The organism is Nannocystis punicea, from assembly GCF_026965555.1.
GTDB lineage: Bacteria > Myxococcota_A > Polyangia > Nannocystales > Nannocystaceae > Nannocystis > Nannocystis punicea.
Window position 1 is genome coordinate 2675777 of sequence record NZ_CP114040.1, and the last position, 25869, is coordinate 2701645.

Sequence of the window (25869 nt, forward strand, 5' to 3'; positions counted from 1 at the left end):
AGGCCGCTCGATGTCGGGTGCGCCGGGCTCATCTCAAATCGCATGGCTCGGTGGAAACGCCGCGTCGAGGACCGCCTCCCAGTTCACCGGCAGCTGCGGGACGCCGGCGGCGGCGATGCGCGCCGTGAGCTCGTCGCGTGCACTGATGCCGAACCTCCGGACGTAGGCCGACAGGTACTCCGGGCGGGAGAACAGGAACATCAGATCGGTGAGCTGCATCGGACGAAGCACCAGCATCGGGTGCGGTGCTTCGAGCGGGCGATAGTCCGGGTTGTGCAAGCCGGGCTCGCGGCAGCCGGGATAGAATTGGCCGATCATCAGACCCTGGGCGGTGATCTCGGGCTTCAGCGCCTGTTGCACCGGGTCGATGAACCGCGGCCCCGCGTCGTTCGGTAGCTCGGGGAACAGGGTCAGGATGGCGCGGAACTCGCGACCTATCCCGGCGGTCGGGAGCTCCGTGGGAAAGCGTGCCACGAGCGCGCGCATCACCGACTCCACGGCGGCGGGGCGGAGCTCGCCCTCGTACACGTGAAAGCGGATCGATCGGAAGCGGTTCAGGCCGGGCTCGACAAAGGGACACACGGACCCCTTGCGGCCGATGATCGGGTTCGGCCTGGAGATGAACGCCCTGAGCCACGTCCGCACCTCCAGCAGTTGCGCGCGAGTCGCCGCCGGAAGACCGGCGCTCTGCTCGTCGAGCTGCTCGGCGCACAACAGCCGGGCTTGCGATGGATCTGTCAGTTCCAAGCCGTCTCCTCCCCGTCCACCGAGGTGCAGCACGCGATGAGTCGCCGCAGCGACGAGAGGAACGCCTCCGCGATCCGCTCGATCGTCGAGGTCTCATGGACAGCGCCGCTGAAGCTCCAGCTGAGGCGCAGCCGCCCGTCCACGACGATGCAGCTCACCACGAGCTCATGAAACAACGCCATGTTCGGGCTGAGGCTCGTATGCGCCGTCCCGTCGAATGTCCAGGGCGAGCCTGCCTCGTGCTGCCCGAGGTAGTTGAACACCACCGGCATGGGTACGGAGAGCGACGCGCGTACCTTCGCGTCCGGATGCGCATACCGCAGCCAGCCGTATCCGAGGCCCCGGCCGGGCACGCACCGCAGCTGCTCTTTCACGTCGTTCAGCAGCACGGCAGGGGCGCAGCCCGGCAGCACGCTCAGCCACAGCGGGAACAGCGACGAGAACCATCCCAGGGTGCGGGACACGTCCACGTCTGCCACGACAGGCTCGCGACCGTGGTGCTGCAGCGCCACGCAGACCGTATCTGCGCCGGAGGCGGCGCTCAGCGCGGACGCGAGGGCCGACAGCAGGACGGCGTCGATCTCCGTCCCATGCGCCGAGCCCACGGCGCGCAGGAGTGCGCTGGTGTCCGCCGGCGAGAGCTCCGACTCCACGGTGCGGCTGTCGCCGAAGGTCCCCGGCGCGCAGTCGCGATCTCGCACGATCGGAGTCATGCGACGAGCGCACTGCGCCTGCCAGTACCCGAGCTCCGCGGACAAACCGCCGCCGGCGACGAACGCGTGGAGCTGCTCGGACCACTGACGGAGGGACGTCGTCTTCGGCCCGAGCTCCGGTGTCCGCCCGGCGATCAGCGCATCGCATGTGTGCTGCAGGTCCTCGCACACGATTCGCCACGACACGCCGTCGGTGACGAGGTGGTGCATGACGAGGACGAGCTGCGCGCCCTCTTCGCCCAGATCCAGCCACGCGGCGCGGCACACCGGGCCGCTGGACAGATTCATGCCGCGTTGCAGCCTCGCCACCGCCTCGGCCGCCGCGGCGTCGCGGACCGAGCGATCCAACGCCGACAGATCCACCCGCTCGAGCGCGAGGGTCGCCCCCGTCTCGTGCTCCTGAACCCAGCCGGACTCGGTGCGACGATACCGCAACCGCACCGCGTCATGCTGCTCCGCGACGACCCGCAGCGCCTCTGCGGCGATCTCGGGCGTGAGCGCGGGCGGCGGCGTCCAGCGCACCGCTGGACAGTAGTGATGGGCGTCCACGGGGTCCCCGTCCAGGAACCAGCGCTGGATCGGCGTCAGCGGCACCGTCCCGACCACGGCTCCCTGCTCCGCCAGCACGGCGCTCTCTCTGCGCACCACCAGCGCGAGCTGGGCCACCGTCTGATGCGTGAACATGTCGCGCGCCGTGAGATGGAGGCCGGCTCGCTTCGCGCGACCGATCACCTGGATCGCCAGGATCGAGTCCCCTCCGAGCGAGAAGAAGTTGTCGTGGATCCCGAGCGGCGACACTTGCAGCACCGCCGACCACAGCTCGGCGAGCACGCGCTCGGCCTCGGTCCGCGGCGCCACGCAGGACGTCGCGACCGCGTCGCGCGTCGCGTCGGGCGGCGGCAGCGCCTTGCGATCCACCTTGCCGGCGGGGCTCAGCGGCAGCGCCGTGCGTCGCACGAACAGCGAGGGGACCATGTACGTCGGCAGCGCGGCCCCGAGGTGCTCGCGCAATGCATCGTCGGTGCATCCGCGCTCGCCGAGCACCACGTGCGCGACCAGGCGCCTGTCACCGGGCGCAGGTTCCCACACGACCACGGCGCACGCTCGCACGGACGGGTGCGACGACAGCACCGCCTCGATCTCCCCGAGCTCGATGCGGAAGCCGCGGATCTTGACCTGGTGATCGATGCGCCCGAGAAACTCCAGCTCGCCGTTCGCGTCCCAGCGGACGAGGTCGCCCGTGCGGTACATCCGCGCCCCGGGCACCGCGGAGAACGGGTCCGGCACGAAGCGCTCCGCTGTCAGCGCGGGCCGGCCCAAATAGCCGCGCGCGAGCCCGGCTCCGCCGATGTACAGCTCGCCCGGGACGCCCACCGGCGTGGGCCTCAGGTTCTTGTCGACCACGTGGAGCTGCGTGTTGGCGATGCCTCGACCGAGCCGGACGGGGCCGCGTCCGGAGTCGACGCGAGAGAGCGCGGACCAGATCGTCGTCTCGGTCGGCCCATACGCGTTCCACACCGGGGATGCCCGGCGCGCCAGCTCGACCGCCAGATCCGGCGTCATCGCCTCCCCGCCGCACAGCACCTGCAGGGGCCTGTCACCCTTCCAGCCGGCGTCCAGCACCATGCGCCACGTCGCCGGCGTCGCCTGCATCATCGTCGCGCGATCGAGGGCGCTCACCAGCGCTTCGCCGTTGCTCGCGTCGTCGCGGGACGCCAGGTAGATCGAGGCCCCCCGGATCAGGGGCATGAACAGCTCCAGCCCGGCGATGTCGAACGACATCGAGGTCACGGCCAGCATCGCGTCCCGCGGCCCGATCCCCGTCTGCTCGGCGAAGGAATGCAGCAGGTTCGTCAGCGCGGCGTGCAGGATCTGGACGCCCTTGGGCCGCCCCGTCGAACCCGACGTGTACAGCACGTAGCTCGCGTGGTCCGGCCTCACGGGGACTGCGAGGGACGTGCGCGGCTGCTGCCACACGGGCGCGCCCGCGTCGAGGTGCACGGTCGCGACCTCGTGCGGCGGAAGGCTGTCTCGGAGCCGCGCCTGCGTGAGCAGCACGGCGGGCCGCGCGTCCGTCAGCATGAATGCCAGCCGCTCTTGCGGATAGCTCGGGTCGAGCGGCACGTAGGCCCCGCCCGCCTTCAGGATCCCCAACAGCCCCGTCACCATCTCCAGCGACCGCTCGACGCACAGCGCCACCAGCACCTCCGGGCCGACGCCCAGCCCGCGCAGGTGATGGGCCAGCTGATTCGAGCGCTCGTCGAGCTCCTGGTAGGTCAGCCGCTGTTCGCCGAACACCAACGCCACCGCGGCCGGCGTCCGCCTGGCCTGCTCCGCGAACAGCTCGTGGACGCACCGCTCCGCGGGATAGGCCACCGCCGTGTCGTTCCACGCCGCGAGCTTCGCGTGCTCCGCCTCCGTCAGGAGGTCGAGCTGTGACAGGCGCCTGTCCGGGTGGAGCACCCCGTCCTGCACCAACACCTGCAGGTGCCTGCCGAGCCGCTCCACCGCGCCGGCGTCCACGCGGGTCGTATCGTAGGTCAGGGAGACTTCGGTCCCCTCCGCGTCATGCAGCACCCCGAGCGCCAGCGCCTGCTTCGCGGTCACCACGCCGGTGGTCACCGCGTCGAGGAGCGGTGACCAGCCGGCCACGGCGCCGGCCGTCGGCGGCGTAACCTCGAAGAAGGTCACGTCGAACAGCGGATTCTCGCCGGCCTGCCGCGAGAGCCCCTGATCCTGCACGACGACGTCGAACGGCAGCGCCTGGTGCTCATAGGCGTCGAGGGCAGTCCGCCGCGCCCGCGCGAGCAGCTCGGCGAACGTCGGATCGCCCGAGAGGTCGGTCCGCAGCACGACAGTGTTCGTGAAGAACCCCAGCAAGTCGGCCGTGCCCGGCACCTCGCGGTTCGCAATCACGGCGCCGAGCCCGAAGTCCTGCTGGCCGCTGTACCGCGACAGCACCGCCGTGACGGCGGCGACCCAGGCCATGAAGGGGGTGCATCCGTGGGCGCGCGCGAGCGCCTGCAACCCGCGGCTCGCCTCCTGCGGGACGCGCAGCGCGACGCTCGCTTCGAGGCCCGGGCCGCGCGCCGGAGCGGGGCGAACGATGGGCAGCTCCAGCCGGGGCACCCTGGCGAGCTTGTCCTTCCAGTAGGCCCGCGACGCCGCGAAGCCGCCGGTCGTGAGCGCCTCCTGCTCGGCGCGCGCATAGTCGGCGAACTGGTAGGAGAGCGCCGGCAATTCCGCCGCTTCGCCGCGGCAGCACGCGTCGTACAGGCGCGAGAGCTCCGAGAGCAGCACGCCGCTGGACCACTCGTCGGTGATGATGTGGTGCTGGAGGACGAGCACGACGTGGTGCTCGGCCTCCAGGCTCACGACCAGCACGCGCGTCAGCGGTCCGGTCGCGAGATCGAAGCGGGACCCGATCTCGGCCTCCAGGTGGGCGCGCAAGGCGGCTGCCCGCGCCGGCTCGGGCAGCGCCGAGACGTCCTCCACGCGCAGCGGGATCGACACACTGTCCGCCACCCTTCGCGTCAGCACGCCGTCCACCTCGGGATAGGTGGTGCGCAGGATCTCCTGCCGCTCCGCGAGCCGCTTCACGCTCTGGCGCAGCGCCGGCTCCGAGAGCGCGCCGCGGACGACGAACACGTGCGGGACCTGGTACGACCGCGCCTCGGGCGCGAGCTCGTCGACGAACCAGATCCGCCGCTCGGTCCCCGAGAGCGCGTCGTATGCGGGCTCGACCGCGCCACGCGGGGAGGGCGAGAGCGCGGGCGCCGGTCGCGTCTCCGTCCCGGCGAGCAACGCCGCCAGGGCCGCGACCGTCGGCTGCCGCAGCAATGTGGCCAGAGTCAGCCCGAGCCCGAGCCTCGTCTTCACCGCCGACGCGACCCGCACCGCCAGGAGCGAGTGGCCGCCGAGCGCGAAGAAGTCGTCCTCGATGCCGATGGGCCGCACCCCGAGCAGCTCTTCCCAGATCGCCACGAGGGCACGCTCGACGTCGGTCCGTGGCGCCACGAATGTCTCGTCCGCGCCGCGGGTCGCCTCGGGGGCGGGCAGGGCCTTGCGGTCGACCTTGCCGTTGGCGGAGAGCGGCAGCGCGTCGAGGAAGACGAACGCCGACGGGAGCATGTAGTCGGGCAGGTGGCTCCGCAGGTGCTCGCGCAGCTCGTTCGCCGCGAGCGCGCCGTCCTTCGCGACGGCATAGGCGACGAGGCGCGTGCTCCCCGGCGTGTCCTCTCGCGCGACGACGACGCACGACGCCACCGCGGCGTGGGACGAGAGCGCGGCCTCGACCTCGCCGAGCTCGACCCGGAAGCCGCGGATCTTGACCTGATGATCGGCGCGCCCGAGAAACTCGAGCTCGCCGTCCTCGTTCCAGCGCGCGAGGTCGCCGGTGCAGTACATGCGGGCGCCCGGCTCCTTCGCGAAGGGATCCGGCACGAAGCGCTCGGCCGTCATGGCGGGACGATTCAAATAACCGCGCGCGAGGCCGACCCCGGCGAGGTGGATCTCCCCGGGCATGCCGATGGGCACGGGCCGCTTGGCGGCGTCGAGGACGTGGAGGCGAACGCCGTGGACGGGCCGGCCGATCGAGAACCTCTCCGGACGCGACGGATCGAACCAGGCCTGGGCGGCGAAGATGCTGAACTCGGTGGGCCCGTAGGAGTTGAGGACCTGGCGGCCCTCGGCCCACTGCGCCACCAGAGAAGGCGGTGTGCTGTCGCCGGCGAGGGTGATGTGGCGCAGCGCCGGCGCGCGGCAGCGGAGCACGCGCAACATCGCGGGGGGGATGAAGGAGAACGTGATGGCGCGGTGCTCGAGGCACTCGGCGATGCCCTCGACGGCGTCGTAGGCGTTGCTGGGCAACACGCAGGCGGCGCCGTTGCACAGCGAGAGCATCCAGTCGACGATCGCGCCGTCGAAGGCGACCGCGGCGCTGAAGAGGATGCGATCGCCGGGATGGACGGGGATGTGCTGGCGCTGGAAGGCGACGCGGGCGGCGAGGCCTCGATGCTCGTTGATCACGGGCTTGGGCTTGCCGGTCGAGCCCGAGGTGAAGACGACGTAGTTCGCGTGCTCGAGGGTCACGCCGCTCGCGGGCGGCGTGATGGGTTGCGAGGCCCACTGCGCCGCATCGACGTCGAGCCGCACCACCGTCACGCCTGGCGCCGAGAGTCGGACGTCCGCGTGCGTCAGCAACACCGGCGCCTCGGCCTCGGCCAGCAGCAGCGAGAGCCTGTCCGGCGGGTACGACGGGTCGAGCGGCACGAAGGCGCCTCCGGCCTTCAGGATCGCGACCAGACCCACCACCATGGCGAACGACCGCTCGACGCACACCGCGACGCGGACCTCGGGCCCGACGCCGAGCGCGCGCAGGTGGTGCGCGAGCCGGTTGGCCTGCGCCTCGAATTCGCCGTAGCTCAGCTGCTGCCCGTCCTGCTCGAGCGCCACGGCCTGCGGGGCCTTCGCCGCCTGCTCGGCGATCAACTCGTGAATGCACCGGGCAGCGGGATCGATCGCCGGCGTGTCGTTCCACGCCGCGAGCTTCTCCGTCTCCTCGTCGGTCAGCAGCTCGAGCTGCGACACCCGCCTGTCCGGGTGTGCCGCTGCGTCGAGCACCAGCGTCTTCAAGTGCCCGCACAGCCGCTCGGCAGCCGTTCGTGAGACGCGTGTGGTGTCGTACAGGACCTCGACGAGGGTCCCCTCGGCCGCGTGCTGCACGGACACGGCCAGGGCGTTCTTGGCCGTCGCCAGGCCCTGCGGCGCCGCGCCGAGGCGCGGCGACCAGCCGGACGCGGCGCCGGTCGTCGGCGGCGTAACCTCGAAGAAGGTCACGTCGAACAGCGGATTTTCGCCGGCCTGCCGCGAGAGCCCCTGATCCTGCACGACGACGTCGAACGGCAGCGCCTGGTGCTCATAGGCGTCGAGGGCAGTCCGCCGGGCCCGCGCGAGCAGCTCGGCGAACGTCGGATCGCCCGAGAGGTCGGTCCGCAGCGCCACCGTGTTCGTGAAGAACCCCAGCAGGTCGGCCGTGCCCGGCACCTCGCGGTTCGCAATCACGGCGCCGAGCCCGAAGTCCGACTGGTCGCTGTACCGCGACAGCACCGCCGTGAGGGCGGCGACCCAGGCCATGAAGGGCGTGCATCCGTGGTCGCGCGCGAGCGCTTGCAACCCGCGGCTCGCCTCCTGCGGGACGCGAAGCGCGACGCTCGCTTCGGGGCCGCGCCCCGGAGCGGTGCGGACGATGGGCAGCTCCAGCCGCGGGACGCCTGCGAGCCTGTCCTTCCAGTAGGCCCGCGACGCCGCGAAGCCGCCGGTCGTGAGGGCTTCCTGCTCCGCGCGCGCGTGGTCGGCGAACTGGTAGGAGAGCGCGGGCAAGTCCGCCGTCTCGCCGCGGCAGCACGCCTCGTACAGGCGCGACAGCTCGGAGAGCAGCACCCCGCTGGACCACTCGTCGGTGATGATGTGGTGCTGGAGGACGAGCAGGACGTGGTGCTCGGCCTCCAGGCTCACGACCAGCACGCGCGTCAGCGGTCCGCTCGCGAGATCGAAGGGGACCGCGATTTCGGCCTCCAGGTGGGCGCGCAAGGCGACCTCTCGCGCCGATTCGGACAGCGCCGAGACGTCCTCGACGCGCAGCGGGATCGACACACCGTCCGCCACCACTCGCGTCAGCACGCCGTCCACCTCCGGATAGGTGGTGCGGAGGATCTCCTGCCGCTCCGCGAGCCGCTGCACGCTCTGGCGCAGCGCCGGCTCCGAGAGCGTCCCCCGGACGACGAACACGTGCGGGACCTGGTACGACCGCGCCTCGGGCGCGAGCTTGTCGACGAACCAGATCCGCCGCTCGGTCCCCGACAGGCCGTCGTACGCGGGCTCGGCCGCGCCGCGCGGGGAGGGTGAGAGCGGGGCCGCGGGCGCCGGTCGCGTCCCGTCGAGCAACGCCGCCAGGGCCGCGACCGTCGGTCGTTGAAGCAATGTCGCCAGAGTCAGCCCGAGCCCGAGCCTCGTCTTCACCGCCGACAGCACGCGCACCGCCAGGAGCGAGTGGCCGCCGAGCGCGAAGAAGTCGTCGTCGATGCCGATGGGGCACACCTCGAGCAGCTCTTCCCAGATGGCCACGAGGGCGCGCTCGAGGTCGGTCCGCGGCGCCATGAATGTCTCGTCCGCGCCGCGGGTCGCCTCGGGGGCGGGCAGGGCCTTGCGATCGACCTTGCCGTTGGGGCTCAGCGGCAGCGCGTCGAGGAAGACGAACGCCGAGGGGACCATGTATTCGGGCAGCCCCGCGCCGAGCGACGCTCGCAGCTCGCTCAGCGCGGCGGCGTCGCCGACCACGTAAGCCACCAGCCGCTTGTCGCCGGTCGCGTCTTCCCGAGCCACGACGACGCAGTCGCGCACCGACGGGTGGGCCGCGAGTGCGGCCTCGATCTCGCCGAGCTCGATGCGGAAGCCGCGAATCTTGACCTGGTGGTCGATGCGGCCGAGGAACTCGAGCGCGCCGTCGTCGCGAAAGCGGGCCAGGTCGCCGGTGCGATACATGCGGGCGCCCGCCTCGGGCGAGTGCGGATCGGGCACGAATCGCTCCGCCGTCAGGCCGGGGCGATTCATGTAACCGCGTGCGAGCTGCACGCCCGAGAGATACAGCTCTCCAGCGACGCCGACGGGCACAGGGCGGAGCGCAGCGTCGAGCACGTAGGTGCGGGTGTTGTCGATCGGCCGACCGATCGGCACCGGCCCCGTCTCCTCGGGCCGGCAGGCATGGCTCGTGACGTCGATCGCGGCTTCGGTGGGGCCGTAGAGGTTGTGGAGCTCGCCCCGGTTGCCCGCATACCAGGCGGCCCGCAAGTGCTCGGGCAACGCTTCGCCGCTGGCGAAGACATAGCGCAGCGCCGTCCGCTCCCGCGGCTCCGTCGCGGCCAGGAACACGCCGAGCATCGACGGGACGAAGTGCGCCACGGTGACGCCGGTCGCCGCGATGAGTGCCGCGAGGTAGCGCGGATCCTTGTGCCCCTCGGGCGCGGCGATCACCATGCGGGCGCCCTCGAGCAGCGGCCACCACAGCTCCCAGCCGGACACGTCGAACGACAGCGGCGTCTTCTGCAGGATCGCGTCGCTCGCGTTCAGCCCGTAGGCGCGCTGCATCCAGCGCAGGCGGTTGTAGAGGCCGCGATGGGTGTTGAGGACTCCCTTGGGCCGCCCGGTCGAGCCCGACGTGTAGATGACGTAGATCGCGTGATCGGGCCCGACGCGGACCGCGGGGGGCGTGCGCGGCTGGTGTTGCCATTCGGGCGCATCGAGGTGCACGACCACGATCTCGTGCGGCGGAAGGCTGTCGCGCAGGCGGGTCTGCGTGAGCAGCACGGCGGGCCGTGCGTCGGCCAGCATGAACGCCAGCCGCTCTTGCGGATAGCTCGGGTCGAGCGGCACGTAGGCCCCGCCCGCCTTCAAGATCGCCAGCAGCCCGACGAGCATCTCGAGCGACCGCTCGACGCACAGCCCGACCAGCACCTCCGGGCCGACGCCCAGCCCGCGGAGGTGATGGGCCAGCTGGTTCGCGCGCTCGTCGAGCTCGCGGTACGTCAGCGCCTGGTCGCCGAACACCAGCGCCACGGCGTCCGGCGTCCGCGCGACCTGGTCCGCGAACAGCTCGTGGACGCACCGCGCCGGCGGATACGCGACCGCCGTGTCGTTCCACGCCGCCAGCTTCGCGTGCTCCGCCTCCGTCAGGAGGCCGAGCTCCGACAAGCGCCGGTCCGGGTGCGCGACCATGTCGAGAAGGACGGTCCGCAGGTGTCCCCAGAGCTGCTCGATGTCTTCGCCGCGAAGCGCCGCGGGTTCCCACATCCAGCGCAGGTCGAGGGTGGTTCCCGCCGCCACCGTGATGGCGAGCGGGTAGCTCGTCTGCTCGAAGGCCTGAAAGCCCTCGATCGGCAGGGCCTCGGCCTGCTGCGCCGCTTCGTCCACCGGGTAGTTCTCGAACACGAGGAGCGTGTCGAACAGCGCGCGACCTCCACCCACCGCGCTCGCGCGCTGCACCTCGTACAGCGGGGTCGCCTCGTGGACGCGCAGCTCGACCTGCTCGGCTTGCAGCCGCTGCAGCCACTCGAGGACGCCCTCCGAGCCGGACCACCGGGCCCGCAGCGGCAGCGTGTTGATGAACAGGCCCACCATCCGCTCGATGCCGCGGAGAGGCGCGCTGCGGCCGGAGGTCGTCATGCCGAAGACGACATCCGTCCGCCCCGTGATACGGCCGAGGAGCTGCGCGAGCGCCCCTTGCACCACCGTGTTCAGGGTCAGCCCGTGCCGCCGCGCGAAGGCCGTGAGCTCCTCGGTCTCGGCCGCGGTCAGCGAGGCATCACGATGCCTGTGCTCTCGCGTCGCCGCTGCGGGCATCGCCGCGGGCGGCGGGAACGGCAGCCGCGTCGGCTCCTCGACGCCGGCCAGGTACGCGGCGAAGAACGCCGACGACGCCTTCTCGTCTCGGGTCGCGAGCCAGGCGATGTACCGCTCGTAGGCCACCGGCTCCGGCAGCGCGAGCCGGCGCCCGCCCCGATACGCGGCATAGGCGGCCTGCAGCTCGCCGAGCACGACCGGCATCGACCAGCCGTCGGCCAGGATGTGATGCGTCGTCTTCACCAGCCACGTCCGGCCGCCGGGCATGCGCACGAGCACGACCCGCGCCAGCGGGGCCCGCCCGAAATCGAAGCCGGCCGCTCGCTCCTCGCGCCGCAGGGCCTCCCACCGCGCCTCCGCCTCGTCCGCGTCCAGCGAGGACCAGTCGTACGTCGGCATCGCGAACGCGACGCTCCTCCGCACCACCTGCAGCGGCTCCGGGACCCCCTGCCACAAGAAAGCCGTCCGATACACCGCATGGCGGGCGAACACGGTCTTCCACGCGCTCTCGAGCGCCGCGGCGTCGACGTCGCCTCCTAGCTGCAGCGCGAGCTGGACGGTGTAGGTCGGCGACTCCGGCTCGTTCAGGGCGTGGAACAACAGCCCCGCCTGCAGCGGCGAGAGCGGGTAGACGCCCTCGACGTCGCGCAGGGTCCCGAACAGCCCGTCCAGGGTCTGCTGCCCGAGCCGCGCGAGCGGGAAGTCCGAGGGCGTGTAGCCGAACGCCTCGCCCGCCGTGCAGTGAGCGATGATTCGCCGCAGCGAGGCGACGAACCGGGCCGCGAGCCGCTCCACCGTCGAGTCGTCGTGGATCGCCGAGCTGTACGTCCATTCGAACCGCAGCCGCCCCTGCCACACGCCGCCGTTCACCGCCAGCGCGTGCCACAGCTCCATCCGCGAGCTCGTGGTCCGCCCCGTCGGCTCCGCCGCCGGTCCGAACATCCCTCGGCCCTGCGCCCCCATGTCGAACTGCCCGAGGTAATTGAAGACCACCGGCGGCTCCACCGAGAGCGCGGCGCGCACCGTCTCGTCCGGGTGCGCGTACCGCAGCCAGCCGTATCCGAAGCCCCGGTTCGGCACCGATCGAAGCTGTTCCTTGACCCCCTTCAGCAGCGTCGCAGGATCGTCGGTCTCCGGGACCGTCAGCCACACCGGAAACATCGACGTGAACCAGCCGACGGTGCGGGACACGTCCACGTCCTCGAGCAGCGCCTCGCGCCCGTGCCCTTCGAGGGTGACGCACACCGTGTCCGTCTCGCAGAACGCGCTCAGCGCCGCCGCGAGCGCCGAGAGCAAGACATCATTGATCTCGGTGCGGTAAGCCGCGCTCACGTCGTGCAGGAGCGCCCGGGTCTCTGCCTCGGACAGCTCCACGTCCACAGTGCGACTGTCTGCGACCGTGCCCGGCGCCGCCTCGTGGTCCCGCGGCAGCGGCGTGATGCCCCGCGCGCATCGAGCTCGCCAGAAGTCGAGCTCCTGCGACAGGCCGCCGGCGGCGACGAAGGCGTGCAGCCGCTCCGACCACTGCCGGAACGAGGTCGTCTTGGCCGCGAGCTCCGGCGTCCGTCCGGCCAGCAGGGCCTCGCAGGCGCGCTCGAGGTCCTCGTGCAAGAGCCGCCAGGACACGCCGTCCACCACGAGGTGATGCACGACGAGCAGCAGCCGCGTGCCCTCCTCGCCCAGATCCAGCCACGCCGCGCGCGCCACCGGACCCGCGGACAGCGACAGGCTGCTCTGCAACGCGTCGGCCGACGCCTCCACGGCCGCCCTGCGCGCGCCGGGCGGCAGCGCCGAGAGGTCCGCCCGCTCGAGCGGCAGCGCCACCTCCTCCGCGTGGCTCTGCACCCACCCGGACTCCGCACGGTGATACCGCAAGCGCAGCGCGTCGTGCTGCCGCAATACGACCTGCAACGCCTCGGCCACGATCGCGGGCGACAGCGCGGACGACGGCGTCCACATCCAGGCCTGATTGAAATGGTGGGCCTCTGCGGGGCTCTTGCCCAAAAACCACTGCTGGCTCGGCGTCAGCGAGGCCGCGCCGGTCACCGCCTGCTCGGCCACGGCTGCGCTCGACCTGCGCGCCACCTGCACCAGCTCCGCGACCGTCTGGTGCGTGAACATGTCGCGCACCGTCACGTGCAAGCCGGCTCGCTTGGCCCGACCCACCACCTGGATCGCCAGGATCGAATCTCCGCCCAGCGAGAAGAAGTTGTCGTGGATCCCGACCGCCGAGGCGCGCAGCACCTCCGACCAAACTTCCGCGAGCGCTCGCTCCGCCTCGGTGCGCGGCGCGACGTACGACGTCTCCGCGGCCTGCCGCGTGTCCTTTGGAGCAGGCAGCCGCTTGCGGTCGACCTTGCCGTTGGCGGAGAGCGGCAGGGCGTCGAGGAAGACGAACGCCGACGGGAGCATGTAGTCGGGCAGGTGGCTCCGCAGGTGCTCGCGCAGCTCGTTCGCCGCGAGAAGGCCGTCCTTCGCGACGACATAGGCGACGAGGCGCGTGCTCCCCGGCGTGTCCTCTCGCGCGACGACGACGCACGACGCCACCGCGGCGTGGGACGAGAGCGCCGCCTCGACCTCGCCGAGCTCGACCCGGAAGCCGCGGATCTTGACCTGATGATCGGCGCGCCCGAGGAACTCGAGCTCGCCGTCCTCGTTCCAGCGCGCGAGGTCGCCGGTGCAGTACATGCGGGCGCCCGGCTCCTTCGCGAAGGGATCCGGCACGAAGCGCTCGGCGGTCATGGCGGGACGATTGAGGTAACCGCGCGCGAGGCCGACCCCCGCGAGGTGGATCTCACCGGGCATGCCGATGGGCACGGGCCGCTTGGCGGCGTCGAGCACGTGGAGGCGAACGCCGTGCACGGGCCGGCCGATCGAGAACCTCTCCGGACGCGACGGATCGAACCAGGCCTGGGCGGCGAAGATGCTGAACTCGGTGGGCCCGTAGGAGTTGAGGACCTGGCGGCCCTCGGCCCACTGCGCCACCAGAGAAGGCGGCGTGCTGTCGCCGGCGAGGGTGATGTGGCGCAGCGCCGGCGCGCGGCAGCGGAGCACGCGCAACATCGCGGGGGGGATGAAGGAGAACGTGACGGCCCGGTGTTCGAGGCACTCGGCGATGCCCTCGACGGCGTCGTAGGCGTTGCTGGGCAACACGCAGGCGGCGCCGTTGCACAGCGAGAGCATCCAGTCGACGATCGCGCCGTCGAAGGCGACCGCGGCGCTGAAGAGGATGCGATCGCCGGGATGGACAGGGATGTGCTTGCGCTGGAAGGCGACGCGGGCGGCGAGGCCTCGGTGCTCGTTGATCACGGGCTTGGGCTTGCCGGTCGAGCCCGAGGTGAAGACGACGTAGTTCGCGTGATCGAGGGTCACGCCGCTCGCGGGCGGCGTGATGGGTTGCGAGGCCCACTGCGCCGCATCGACGTCGAGCCGCACCACCGTCACGCCCGGTGCCTCGAAGCGACCCTCGAGGTCCGCGTGCGTCAGCAACACCGGCGCCCCGGCCTCGGCCAGCAGCAGCGAGAGCCTGTCAGGCGGATACGACGGGTCGAGCGGCACGAAGGCGCCTCCGGCCTTCAGGATCGCGACCAGACCCACCACCATGGCGAACGACCGCTCGACGCACACCGCGACGCGGACCTCGGGCCCGACGCCGAGCGAGCGCAGGTGGTGCGCCAGCCGGTTGGCCTGCGCCTCGAATTCGCCGTAGCTCAGCTGCTGGCCGTCCTGCTCGAGCGCCACGGCCTGCGGGGCCTTCGCCGCCTGCTCGGCGATCAACTCGTGAATGCACCGGGCAGCGGGATCGATCGCCGGCGTGTGGTTCCACGCCGCGAGCTTCTCCGTCTCCTCGTCGGTCAGCAGCTCGAGCTGCGACAACCGCCTGTCCGGGTGCGCCGCCGCGTCGAGCACCAGCGTCTTCAAGTGCCCGCAAAGCCGCTCCGCAGCCGTTCGTGAGACGCGTGTGGTGTCGTACAGGACCTCCACGAGGGTCCCCTCGGCCGCGTGTTGCACGGACACGGCCAGGGCGTTCTTGGCCGTCGTCACGCCCTGCGGCACCGCGCCGAGGCGCGGCGACCAGCCGGACGCGGCGCCGGTCGTCGGCGGCGTCACCTCGAAGAAGGTCACGTCGAACAGCGGATTCTCGCCGGCCTGCCGCGAGAGCCCCTGATCCTGCACGACGACGTCGAACGGCAGCGCCTGGTGCTCATAGGCGTCGAGGGCAGTTCGCCGGGCCCGCGCGAGCAGCTCGGCGAACGTCGGATCGCCCGAGAGGTCGGTCCGCAGCACCACCGTGTTCGTGAAGAACCCCAGCATCCCCTCGGTCCCGGCGATCTGGCGGTTTGCCACCACCGCGCCGAGCCCGAAGTCCTGCTGGCCGCTGTACCGCGACAGGACCGCCGCGAGCGCGGCGACCCAGGCCATGAAAGGGGTCGCGGCGCTCTCGTGAGCGCGCGCCTGCAGCTGGCGGCTCGCCTCCGGCGAGAGGCGGAGCGAGACCTGTCCTTCGGGCCCCGAGACCCCTCCCGAAGCGGGAGAAACGATCGAGAGGTCGAGCCGCGGTACGTCGGAGAGGGCCTCCTTCCAGTGGGCCCGTGACGCCGCGAGCCCGTCGCCGGCGAGCGCCGACCGCTCTGCCCGCGCATAATCCGAGTACTGGTGGGCGAGGGGAGGCAGAGCGGCCGTCGCCCCGCGGCGCGACGCTTCGTACAGGGACGAGAGCTCCGCGAGCAGCAGCCCCCAGGACCACTCGTCGGTGATGATGTGATGCTGATGCACGACGACGACGTGCCTGTCCGCGGCTGTCGTCACGGCCAGGACACGGGTCAGGGGCCCGCGCTCCAGGTCGAAGCGGGTCTCCACCTCCGCGGCGAGCATCGCCCGCACCGCCGCATCGCGCTCCGCTTCGGGCAGCGACGAGACGTCCTCCACGCGGATCGGGATCCACACGTCGTCGGACACGGCTCGCCGCGGCGTGCCGTCCACCTCCGGATAGGTCGTGCGAAGGATCTGGTGGCGCAATGCCAGCGCGCGCACGCTCTCCCGCAGCGCCGGAGCACACAGCGCGGACGCCACCTCGAACACGTGCGGGATCTGGTACGACCTCGCCTGGGGCGACAGTTTTTCAAGGAACCAGATGCGCCGCTCCGTGCCCGACAGGCCCTCGAACGGCGCCTCGCCGTCCGCTCGCGGCGAGAGGCCGATCTGCGGCGCCGGTCGCTCCGCCCTCGTGTCCCAGAGGCCCGCCAGCGCCTCGATCGTCGGGTTGCGAAGCAGCGCGGCCAGGCTCGGCGCGGCCCCGAACCGCGCCTGGATGGCGGATACGACGCGAAGGGCGAGGAGCGAATGACCACCCAGCAGGAAGAAATTGTCGCGGACGCCGATGGGGCGCACCTCGAGCAGCTCTTCCCAGATGGCCACGAGGGCGCGCTCGCCGTCGGTCCGCGGCGCCACGTATGCCTCGTCCGCGCTGCGGGTCGTCTCGGGGGCGGGCAGGGCCTTGCGATCGACCTTGCCGTTGGGGTTGAGCGGTAGCGCGTCGAGGAAGACGAACGCTGCGGGGACCATGTACTCCGGCACTCTCGCGCCGAGCGACGCTCGCAGCTCGCTCACCGCGGCGCCGTCGCCGACCACGTAGGCCACCAGCCGCTTGTCGCCGGTCGCATCCTCGCGAGCCACGACGACGCAGTCACGCACCGACGGGTGCGCCGCGAGTGCGGCCTCGATCTCGCCGAGCTCGATGCGGAAGCCGCGAATCTTGACCTGGTGGTCGATGCGGCCGAGGAACTCGAGCGCGCCGTCGTCGCGAAAGCGCGCCAGGTCGCCGGTGCGATACATGCGGGCGCCGGGCTCGGGCGCGTATGGATCGGGAATGAATCGCTCCGCCGTCAGGCCGGGGCGATTCATGTAACCGCGTGCGAGCTGCACGCCCGACAGATACAGCTCTCCAGCGACGCCGACGGGCACAGGGCGGAGCGCAGCGTCGAGCACGTAGGTGCGGGTGTTGTCGATCGGCCGCCCGATCGGCACCGGCCCCGTCTCCTCGGGCCGGCAGGCATGGCTCGTGACGTCGATCGCGGCTTCGGTGGGGCCGTAGAGGTTGTGGAGCTCGCCCCAGTTGCCCGCATACCAGGCTGCCCGCAAGTGCTCGGGCAACGCCTCGCCGCTGGCGAACACGTGGCGCAGCGCCGTCCGCTCGCGCGGCTCCGTCGCCGCCAGGAACACGCCGAGCATCGACGGGACGAAGTGCGCCACGGTGACGCCGGTCGCCGCGATGAGTGCCGCGAGATAGCGCGGATCCTTGTGCCCCTCGGGCGCGGCGATCACCATGCGGGCGCCCTCGAGCAGCGGCCACCACAGCTCCCAGCCGGACACGTCGAACGACAGCGGCGTCTTCTGCAGGATCGCGTCGCAGGGGTTCAGGCCGTAGGCCCGCTGCATCCAGCGCAGGCGGTTGTAGAGGCCGCGATGGGTGTTGAGGACCCCCTTGGGTCGCCCCGTCGAGCCCGAGGTGTAGATGACGTAGATCGCGTGATCGGGCCCGACGTGGACCGCAGGGGGCGTACGCGGCTGATGCTGCCATTCGGGCGCATCGAGGTGCACGACCACGACCTCGTGCGGCGGAAGGCTGTCTCGCAGGTGCGTCTGCGTGAGCAGCACGGCGGGCCGTGCGTCGGCCAGCATGAAGGCCAGCCGCTCTTGCGGATAGCTCGGGTCGAGCGGCACGTAGGCGCCGCCCGCCTTCAAGATGGCCAGCAGCCCGACGACCATCTCGAGCGACCGCTCGACGCACAGCCCGACCAGCACCTCCGGGCCGACGCCGAGTCCGCGGAGGTGATGGGCCAGCTGGTTCGCGCGCTCGTCGAGCTCGCGGTACGTCCGCTGCTGGTCGCCGAACACCAGCGCCACGGCGTCCGGCGTCCGCGCGACCTGGTCCGCGAACAGCTCGTGGACGCACCGCGCCGGCGGATACGCCACCGCCGTGTCGTTCCACGCCGCCAGCTGACGCAGCTCGTCCGAGGCGAGCAGGGGCAGGTGGCCAATCGGGCTGTTCGGGTCGGCCACGGCGGCCCAGAGGAGCACGTCCCCGGCGTGGTCGTGGCTGCCTGCATCCTGCTGCGCCGCGACATTCTGCTCCGACCTCGGCTCGACCCCGCAAACGTCCCGGCTCTCGTCGTGCATGCTCATCGTAGATCCTGATCAATTCCTCTGGCATCCATCCGCGCGCGGGTCCTACCGAGCGTCGCGCCGATCACGGGATGCACTCTGCCCGTGCCCGCCGGGTCGACCCTGGATCCACCGGCCCTTCGTGATCGGCTTCGGCAACCTCGTCTCCCTCACCCGCGAGTGCGATGGCGGTGCCGCCGTCGCTGACGCCCTGCAGTGAGCCGGAGCTTGCCGTCATCGAGGAAGACCGTGTTCACATTCGGCTCGGCTTCGAAGAGAGAAAAGACATCATCGTGCCCCGACGTGGGTGCCCCGCGACCTGCCCGTGACGGGCGTGTCGCCATTCCTGCCATACTTCGCTCGAAATTCGCAGGGCACAGAAATGGCGGATTGATCAGGGGAAATCGAAGGAGCCGTGGTGATGACGTCATCGAGTCGGCGGGCGGGCGCCAACTGGGCGCCCACTGGGCGCCCAGTTGATCCGTGTAGAGTGCGATTGCACGCATGCTCACGTGCGACGGCGACTCCACAAACTCGAGCGAGGCAGCAGCGCGCTCGTGGACGTACGGACACTCATTGGTCCTCGCAAGAGTCGTCCACCGGCGGCGCCGGGCATGCCGCCGTCTGCACCTCGACGATCTGCATCATGCCTTCGTCCTCGTGCTCCAAAATGTGGCAGTGCAGCACGTACTGGCCCTGGAAATGCAGGAAGCGCGACAGGAACGTGAGGGTGCCGTCGGCGTTCGTGCCGCTCGTGGGAATCAGGCACGTGTCGCGCCAGATCGGCTGGGCGGGAGTCTTCCCGTTGATGGACGTCACGAGGAACGAGTTGACGTGGATGTGGAAGGGATGAATCGACTCGCCCGCGGTGTCGGTGAATTTGTTGATGATCGTCCATTCCTCCACGGCGTCGAGGAGGATGCACTGGTCGACACGGCTCATGCAGAACGTCCTGCCGTCGATCAAGAAGTGCGCTCCGTCGGCGTCCTGGGTCACCGCGAATTCGACCTGGCGCGTGTTCGTGACCTCGTTACCGGGCTTCGTCATGTCGTCAAACGACGGGTAAAGCGCCGGCGGCGTGAGCACCTGCGGGATCTGGAGGCTCGTGTCCGGATCTCCCGAGACGATCACGGTGGCGAGGACCTGCGGCGCCCAGCAGACGAAGTCGAGGTAGCCGAGCGCCACCATCTGGTAGGTGCCCGCGTCGAATTGCACGAGCATGTCCACGCGGCCGCCCGGTGGGATGACGTACTCGATCTCGGAGACCGCATCGGCGAGCGGCATCTTCAGGGGGGCGCCGTACGTGATCCCGTCGGTCGCGACTTGGTAGTACGTGGCCGACCTCGCTCGCAGCTCGTCCCGGTTGAGCATGGGCGGGCCCCCGCTCGCAGCGCAAGAATAGCCGAACGGATCGTAGTCGGGCTTCGGCAGCGCCGTCGTGGCGTCCAGCTGATCGTCCGGCACGCGGAGGAAGGCGATGTCCAGCGGGGCACGAAAGCCGGTGTGAAGCACACGAAGGCGCTGCACCTCGCTCGGGCGCATGCGAAGGACCGGATTGAGCTGGCCGTTGACGTGGAAGAAATCATCGACGCCAGCAGGAAGGGGACCGGAGTGGCCCATCTCCCCATACGTCGCGAGGCGGGTCTTCCCGTCGCACGAATCCTTGGTCTGGATCATGTACTCGCCGACGACGAGGAGCTGCTCCTTGCCCTGCCCCGGCCCGGGCTCGGGAGAAAACAGCCTGTCGAGGTCGTCTCTCTCTTCGTCGCGAATGATGATAGCCCCGACCATGCCACCTGCCACCTGGATCGCCGTCGATCCGTGCATGTGCGGGTGGTACCAGTAGGTCCCGGCCGGATGATTGGCCTTCGTCCCGTCCGGCATCTCGATGTCTCGCGGGATGTCGAAGACGAAGTCGTAGCTCTCACCAGGACCGATGACCAGGAAGACGTCATCTCCGGGCGGCCCGGGGTCGACGTGCAGGCCGTGCGTGTGGAGGTTCGTCGAATTGTTGTGCGTGCCCGCGCCGTGCCCGCCGCCGTGCCCGCCGCCGCCGCCGCTGCCCATGGCGCAGTCCTGAGGGTCGACGGCGCTGCCGTCGTCCGGAAGGTCGTTGATGAGCTTCAGCTTGAGCTTGTCACCCGGACGGAGCTCGATGCTCGGGCCCGGGACGCTCCCCGTATACGTCGCACCGCTGAAGCTCGCCTCCCCTTGATTGACCTTGAGACCCGTGTACGCGCGGGTCATGAACGTATACTGGCCCACCGTCACTTCGGTCTCGGTGATCGTCAGCTCGATATCGAGGACGCCGTCCCGAGAGCGGACGCTGGCGGGCGTGAAGAGCTCTCCATTCGCAATCGGGTCTGGTTGCGGATTGTCGTCATCGCCCGGACTGCACCCCGTGAGCTCGGGGAGCAAGAAGCCGGCGCCGAGCGTGGCGCCGAGCGTGAGGAAGCCGCGCCGATCGAGCGTCAGCGCGACATGGGACCGGTTGTTGCCAGGCGAAGGCTTGTTCTGAGAGGTCATAAAGCTTCTCGTCGAGCCTCAGGGTGGATGGGTCCGCCCGGTTCAGGTTCCGCCGGAGGACGATCGGCCACTGCGGGCTCAAGGGTGAAGAGCCGGGACCATCCCGTTGCGATCCAAAAAACTTCGAACTTTTTTCGCGCCGCTGGAGGCGACACCTTCGCGCTCGCTCGACGGTGCGAGTCTCGACGCCGACGGCGTCGGCGACAGGGCAGCAGAGCCGCCTGCTCGACGGCCTCGACGCGATGCAGGGGCCCATGGACTCGTTCGTGAACAGGTGGCCGTCTTCGCGCTTCCGGGCTGTGCGATGCGCAGACGTCAGGTTGGCGAGAACCCCGGCAGCGGACAGGAATTTGTCGGGCGAGTCGAGCCGGTGGGCATCAGGGTTCCCACTGCGCGCTGCCCCTGTTCCGACCTCCTGTCATGGCGACGGATGTCGACACGCGCCAGCCCGCGACCGAGGGAGCGCGTGCGCACGGCGATGCCGTGGCCAGGCGCCGTACGCCCGCCCCGGTCGCCTTCACACGAGCCGGCGGTATCCATACGAAAACCCAAGCCCCAGGACGACGGCGTGGCCATGAAGCGTCTCCGAGGCGAGCAGATCGGTGAGACGGTGCCGAGCGTGGGGGTCCCTGGTACGGCGACTCGCAATTGGGAGTCATCGATATTCTCCGGTCGATCGCTGCGAGCCGGTCGAAGGCGCAGGTGAGCGCCCATATCGCGGCACAGTTCGCGCACGACAATGCTCGAGGACGTGCAGAGGGTGCGCCTCGTCAATCAGGGGCACCGCGAATTGGGACGATGGTTCCGGCGGATCGCATATCCTCGGTATCTCCAGTGCCACGCCCAGATCGCTCGCAGCGGCTGAGCCGGGCGCCCATGGGCGCCCACGGGCGCTCGACCCACGGCTCGCTCGGTGATGATGAATTCGCTCAGGATCACGAATCGGGGTGACGCCCGATGGAATGATCGGTACGTCGAGACCATGATTGTCACCCGGCGATCTCGTCGCCGTTTCGAGGTCCTCATGAAGATGCATCGCCCCGTCGTACTCGTCGCCGCGGCCGTCGCCGCGCTCGTATATCCCACCTCCGCCGTCGCCGACTCGGCCGGCGATCAGCTCCTCGCCGAGATGGACGCGGCGATGAACCGCGCCCAGACCCTCGTGTTCGACTTCGAGGTCTTGAATCAGGAGGCGGGCAAGGCCGAGCGGACGATGGCCATGAAGTCGTCGAGGAAGGCCAGGAAGCACCTCATCGAGTTCAGCGCCCCGGCCGACATGAAGGGCACCAAGTTCCTCGTGCTCTCGCCGACGGAGAGGTACGTGTTTTTGCCCTCGTTCGGCAAGGTCCGTCGGATCGCCGGCGCCGCGGCCGAGCAGGACTTCTTCGGCCTCGCCTACAGCGCGGACGACCTCACCACCACCGCCTACGGCCCGCGCTACGCTGCCGCTCGCGCCGGCGAGGACGCTACCACCTGGAGGCTGGTGCTCACGCCGAAGGCCGGCATGGACACGCCGTACGCTCGCATCGAGATCGCCGTCGACAAGGTCCGCAAGCTCCCCGGCGAGCTCAAGTACTTCGATGCCCAGGGCAAGCAGCTCAAGGCCGAGACCCGCACCGGCTACTCCTGCGAGGGCAACGTGTGCTCACCCGCGGCGCTCACGATGGTCGACAGCGTCAAGGGCGGTCAGACCCGTCTCGTGCGCAAGTCGTGGCAGGTCAACCCGTCGCTGCCCGACGACCGCTTCACCAAGCGCGCGCTCGAGAAGTGACCGCCGCGGCCGGCTCGCGCAGCAGCGCCTCGGCCTCGCCCGCGGTCATGCGCGCGCCGCCGGCCACCCGCGCGGCCAGGGAGGCGCCGTCGACGTGGTCCTGCACCAGCACCAGCGAGACGTCACCGCCGAGCTCGCCGTGGCCGGCGGGGTCGACGGCGCGCGCGCCGTCGGTGGCGAAGCACTCGTGACAGCGCGGGATGTCGGGTGCGTCCGCGCGGCCAGCACCCGCGCCTCGCGCTCGAACAGCTCCATCGCCTTCCAGTAGCTGCTCGAGCACGACCCGCCGCGCCGGCGGTCGCCACGAAGGCGAGCCGAAGCCGCCCTCGTCGAGCCGCTCGCCGACGACGTAACGAGATCTCAGGCCGACGACCCGCTCGCCCGCGGTGAACTCCGCCGTGCCTCCATGGTACGCGAGCCGCCGCCGGCGATCGACGCGTCGCAGGCGCCGCTGCGGGCGTGGCCCTTGCCGCGCAGCCGGCCGCAAGGCGAGCGCCGGAGATCGTCGACTCCGGGCCGCAGGGGCGCGTCGCGGCCGATCCGGCGGGGAGAGATGTACTTCGATTGCGGCGGCGCCGAATTCGTTGTCGTCGACCAATGATGGTCGAAGGGACAGGTCGATCGCGGGCGCAGGCTGCGGAGCGGGCCGCGAATCCGCCGCGCCGGCGAATTCACGAGGGAGTGGTTCGCTCGCTGCGACGTCCGGTCGCGACCTCGCAAGCCGGTGCACGCGAACGAAATCATGGGTCGCGGCGAAATCGTCCGAGAACTCGGTTCATCGCGCTCCCGCCATCGCTGAGGTTGACCACCCCGTGCGAGCTCTTCACATTTCGCGCCGGCGACACGAGATCGGCCGCGGGAGCGGCGCCTAGATGCGCAACAACAAGAAGAGACGTCAGGAGCACGATAGTGCGTCGGGCTCGACCGTCTACGACAGCGGTGGCGACTGGCCGTCGATGGCGCAGACGATCCCCGGCCGCTCGCACAGCTGTGGCCCCGATCCGCGGCAGATCGGTCGATTTCACGTGCACGGCCGGCTCGGCGAGGGCGGCATGGGGGTCGTGTATTCCGGCTTCGACGGCGAGCTCGGGCGCTCGGTCGCCATCAAGCTGATGCACGCGGCCCTCGACACCGACCCCGAGACGCGCCCGCGACTGCTGCGCGAGGCGCAGGCGCTCGCGCGCCTGTCGCACCCGAACGTGGTCCAGATCTTCGAGGTCGGTCACCACGAGGGGCGGCTGTTCGTGGCGATGGAGTACGTCGACGGCGAGACGCTGCAGGCCTGGCTGCGCGCGCCCGATCGGCCGCGGTCGTGGCGGCAGATCCTGGCCGTGTTCATCGCCGCCGGCCGCGGTCTGGCGGCGGCCCACGGGGTGGGCCTGGTGCACCGCGACTTCAAGCCGAGCAACGTGATGATCGGCGCCGACGGCCGCGTGCGCGTGCTGGACTTCGGCCTGGTCGGCTCGCTCGCCGACACCCGCGGCGACGACGGGCCGGCGTCGTCGCAGTCGCTGCGCGAGGTGCCGAACCCGCCGGTGCTGCAGACCCCGCTGACGATGACCGGCGACATCCTCGGCACGCCGGCGTACATGGCGCCGGAGCAGTACAACGGCCTGCGGTGCGACGCGCGGGCCGACCAGTTCAGCTTCTGCGTGGCGCTGTACGAGGCGCTGTACGGGGTGCGACCGTTCGCCGGGGCGACCGCGTGGGACGCCCTCGAGGCCAGCGAGCGCGGGGAGATCCGCCCGCCGCCGGCCGACTCGCGGGTGCCCGCGTGGCTGCACGCGGCGGTGGTTCGCGGCCTGTCGCCCGACCCCGCCGCGCGCTGGCCGTCGATGACCGCGCTGCTGGCCGAGCTCGAGCGCGACCGCGACGCGCCGGCCCGCGTGCGCACGACCATCGGCGTGGCGGCGGCGACTCTCGGGCTCGGGGTGTGGCTCAGCGCGCTGCGGGTCCCGGCCCCGGTCGAGCGCTGCGACGCCGAGGTCCACGCCGCGCTGGCCGACGTGTGGGACGAGCAGACCACGGCCGCGCTGGCGCCCCCGGTGCACGCGCAGGTCTCGGCGCTGGTCGCCAAGTGGAAGGGGGCGTCGCACGAGCTGTGCCTCGGCCGCGTCGCCGGGGTGCTGTCCGACCAGCTGCTCTACCGCGGCTCGCGGTGCCTGGCGGCGCACCGCCAGTTCTTGCAGCGGCTGGCGCGGGAGCTCGACCGCGGCGCGACGGACCTCGACTGGCGCGAGCTGCCGTCGCTGACGCGGTTCGCCGCCTGCACCCACGGCTCCGATCGCGAGGAGACGGCGATGAGCGCGATCGTGATGGACCCCGAGGCGCTGCGGCGGATCGAGGAGCAGCTGGCCGAGGCCGAGGTGGCGTGGATGGCCGGCCGCTATCGTGACAGCGAGGCGCTGGCCACCGCGGGGGTCCGCGAGGCCCGCGAGCTCGGCCACCCGCCGACCCTGGCGCACGCGCTCTACCACCTCTCGCGGGCCCAGGACGCCGGGCCGCGGGCCGACGCCGCCGGGGCCACGCTCGCCGAGGCCGACCTCCTCGCGGTCGCGCACGACCTCCCGGACCTGGCCGCCGACATCGCCCTGCGTCGGCTCCGCTTCGCCGTGTATCAGGACTACCGCCCGCAGGACGGCCGCGTGTGGTACGAGGTGCTGCGCGGCCGGCTGGCGCGCGTCGGCATCCCGGACGACCCACGCGCGGTCGAGGCCCACGATTACCTCGGCCTCATCGCCCTGGCCGAAGAGGACTGGGCGCTGGCCGAGGACGAGTTCCTGACGGCGTGGCAGGGCGGCGAGGCCGGGTGGCCGCTGCTGCGCACGCCGGCGCTGCTCGGGCTCGGCCGCACGTTCCTGGCCCGCGGCGACCACGCCGCGGCCGGCGAGCACTTCGCCAGCGCGCGCGCCATCCTCGAGGCCGAGCTGGGCCCCGAGCACCCCAAGCTGGTGCCGGCGCTGCTCAACCACATCGACGCGTTGCTGCCGCTGGGGCGCGTCGCCGAGGCCGAGGCGGCGGCCCTCCGCGCGCTCGAGCTCGCCGCGGTCGAGCCCGGCTCGCCGCACCTGCCGCTGGCGCAGTTCTACGCGGCCGAGGTCGCCGAGGCGCGCGGCGACGCGGCCCTGGCCCTGGCCCTGGCCGAGCGGGCCCGCGTGGCGCTGCGGGCCGAGGGGCTCACCGCGGACCAGCGAGTGTATCGGCCGGAGGTCCTCGACCTGGTCGGTCGCCTGTCCTACAGGACAGGTGGTGCCAATGCCGCGATCGCGCCGTACCACGAGCTGCTGAGCGCGCCGGAGGGCCGCGATCCGGCCTACGGGGAGCGGCTGGCCCGCGCGTACACCACCGCGGCGACGCTGGCCGACGAAGCCGGGGCCGACGAGCTCGCGCTCCGCTTCGTCGGCGCGGCGCGGTCGTTCTTCGCCCGGGTCGCCCCCGCCGACGCCCCCGCTCTGGTCGCCGAGCTGGCGCTGGCCGAGGGCGCCGCGCTGATCCGCCTGGGCCGGACCGCTGCCGCGACTCTGGTGATTCGCGCCGCGCTCGACGACTGGG

5 protein-coding genes and 2 pseudogenes are annotated in these 25869 nt (G+C 71.2%); 3 read left to right on the plus strand and 4 right to left on the minus strand.

Translation table 11 applies throughout. The features are described from left to right. Window positions 1-33: 33 nt before the first annotated feature. From O0S08_RS10235 to O0S08_RS10245, 3 genes are all read right to left on the minus strand, one after another. Entirely contained in the window at window positions 34-747 is a 714-nt protein-coding gene (locus O0S08_RS10235; RefSeq protein WP_269038882.1) for a DUF6875 domain-containing protein, read from the minus strand. Beyond that, window positions 738-18035: a non-ribosomal peptide synthetase gene (locus O0S08_RS10240; RefSeq protein WP_269038884.1), complete on the minus strand. Its 17298-nt coding sequence runs from the start codon at window positions 18033-18035 to the stop codon at window positions 738-740. Before O0S08_RS10240 ends, O0S08_RS10235 begins: the two co-directional genes overlap by 10 nt. Window positions 18036-18593: 558 nt before the next feature. Next, window positions 18594-20438 (minus strand): multicopper oxidase family protein, encoded by a 1845-nt coding sequence (locus O0S08_RS10245; protein ID WP_269038885.1) that lies wholly within the window; start codon window positions 20436-20438, stop codon window positions 18594-18596. Window positions 20439-21576: 1138 nt separating this feature from the next. On the opposite strand from O0S08_RS10245, the gene O0S08_RS10250 reads away from it, so the two are divergent. Further along, on the plus strand, window positions 21577-22317 hold the full coding sequence (locus O0S08_RS10250) for an outer membrane lipoprotein-sorting protein (RefSeq protein WP_269038886.1): 741 nt from the start codon (window positions 21577-21579) through the stop codon (window positions 22315-22317). On the opposite strand, the gene O0S08_RS10255 is transcribed toward O0S08_RS10250, so the two are convergent. After that, window positions 22292-22804, minus strand: a complete 513-nt coding sequence (locus O0S08_RS10255; RefSeq protein ID WP_269038887.1) for a hypothetical protein — start codon at window positions 22802-22804, stop codon at window positions 22292-22294. The genes O0S08_RS10250 and O0S08_RS10255 overlap by 26 nt on opposite strands. 469 nt (window positions 22805-23273) lie before the next feature. On the opposite strand from O0S08_RS10255, the pseudogene O0S08_RS51245 reads away from it, so the two are divergent. Together O0S08_RS51245 and O0S08_RS51250 are read left to right on the plus strand one after the other, a co-directional pair. Then, window positions 23274-24023, plus strand: a pseudogene (locus O0S08_RS51245) (serine/threonine-protein kinase); the annotation flags it as partial. A gap of 431 nt (window positions 24024-24454) precedes the next feature. Continuing rightward, window positions 24455-24589: pseudogene (locus O0S08_RS51250) on the plus strand (1,2-phenylacetyl-CoA epoxidase subunit PaaD); the annotation flags it as partial. Between the last annotated feature and the right edge of the window lie 1280 nt (window positions 24590-25869).